At 49.0% G+C, this 1,272-nt stretch carries 1 protein-coding gene; it reads right to left on the reverse strand.

Going from position 1 to position 1,272, the window contains the following annotated elements:
- Window positions 1-20 precede the first annotated feature (20 nt).
- Window positions 21-1,160, reverse strand: a complete 1,140-nt coding sequence (locus B5D50_RS19935; RefSeq protein WP_159448695.1) for an IS4 family transposase — start codon at window positions 1,158-1,160, stop codon at window positions 21-23.
- Between the last annotated feature and the right edge of the window lie 112 nt (window positions 1,161-1,272).

The raw sequence follows: 1,272 nt of genomic DNA on the forward strand, positions 1-1,272 counted from the left end.
CTCTGTACACGACAATTTTCCTAACCCATTGAATTTGTGTTAAACGAAAACGGCTTGAGTCTCATACGTCCATCCTCTACCACCATAAATTGGGGCGGACAAAGGAACAGGATCACGAGCCTGAGATTATCCAAGGCTTCACGTCCGCTTCCTGTTAACAGATCAGTCAGGTAATCCAAGCCGTAGCGGAAAATGCTCTGTTCTTTACGCCCATGCTTTTTCACCTTCAAGGGTTTGACGGTTTTTTCCTTCCATTCCCCGACCTTGTGCGCCCAACAGAAGCCAATGGCGAGCAATGCCATCATCTTTTTGATGCGAGGGGGCTTGGTGAAGTGAGTGGCTTCCATGTGGAAACCGCGCCCTTTCAGGCACTGGAACAGATTTTCGATTTCCCAGCGCAGTCGATAAGTGTCAATGGGGTCGGGGGTGTAGTGGTTGCTGGCGACAATCAGCAGTTCGCCACTCGGTAGCTTCGAGCCGCTCAGCCAAACCCATTCCCCGCTGACTTCCCGACGGTGACGAAGAATGCGCTGTTTACCCGGTGTCAAGTTAGCAAACAGCGAACGGACGTGCATTGCTTTACCGTGTTTGTCAGTCATCACCTGATTCTCCTTGATGCGGATCAGATAGGGAATCTCTTTGGAAGACAACCACTTCCACCATTCTCCGCCAATAAACTCACGGTCAGCCAGTACCCCGAGAATATGGTTACGCCCGAATTGGCTGATAAAACGTTGTAACAGCGCCATGCGTTCCCGGTGGTTAGAGTTGCCGCGTTTGTTCAACACCATCCAGTAAACGGGGATCGCTGCACCTTGATAAACAACCGCCAGTGTCAGAATGTTGAGGTTGGATTTCCCCCATTTCCAGTTCGTTCGATCCAGCGTCAGGTAGTAGTGCTGCCCACTGAAAGCGAACATATTCATGATGAGGTGGGCAATATCATTGTAGTCAAAGAACACTTGGCTAAAAAAACGTTGCATCCGTCGATAGCGAGAGGCAATTTCTGTATCGCTGTCTATATGCACGGCCAACAAGCTCAGATTCATTTGACGCGCATTCAGCAGCGCCAGCAGCATTGATACAAAACAATCCAGACGGGGCTTGCCCCAACCTAAATAGGCTTTTAAACTGTCTCTCAGTCCATCGCTCAGATCCATTTCGCTCTCCTGTGTGGTAACTAGAGAGTAAAACATAGGGGCGATGGACTTTCATCTTTATAGGTAGTCAACTCACTAAATCAATGGGTTAAATGTTTTGTCGTGTACAGAG

Origin of the sequence: Thiothrix eikelboomii (assembly GCF_900167255.1) — a bacterium.
GTDB classification, from domain to species: domain Bacteria; phylum Pseudomonadota; class Gammaproteobacteria; order Thiotrichales; family Thiotrichaceae; genus Thiolinea; species Thiolinea eikelboomii.